Origin of the sequence: Clostridium sp. HBUAS56017 (assembly GCF_007115085.1) — a bacterium.
GTDB lineage: Bacteria > Bacillota > Clostridia > Clostridiales > Clostridiaceae > Clostridium > Clostridium cibarium.
On sequence record NZ_SULK01000079.1, the window covers coordinates 1 to 336 of the forward strand.

General features: G+C 27.7%; 1 protein-coding gene. It reads left to right on the top strand.

Going from position 1 to position 336, the window contains the following annotated elements:
• Window positions 1-123: 123 nt before the first annotated feature.
• Window positions 124-336, top strand: a 213-nt coding sequence (locus tag FAY47_RS19980; protein ID WP_143318656.1) for a hypothetical protein, incomplete at its 3' end; no start/stop codon positions are given.

Sequence of the window (336 nt, forward strand, 5' to 3'; positions counted from 1 at the left end):
GAAATTAAGTGATGGATTAGATGGAATGAAAAAAAGCCTAAATAATTTATCAAAGGATATAGCAATGGAAGAAAAGAAAAAGAAATAGAGGAGCAAAAGAAAAATACACGGTGGGAGAAAAGAATGGGGAAAATAGAGTTTGATAGAGAAGATTTAGCAAAAAAATCTAGAGAGCTTATGAATTTAAAAAGAGATATTAATAATATATTATCAGGTACTAAAGGAACAGATAAGGTATTAAATCGTGCAAGTAAAGTAAGCACAATGATTCAAAAGAGAAAGTTGCAAGAATTACAGAATTACGCTTATAATATTGTAAAAGAATTTGATAAGTTA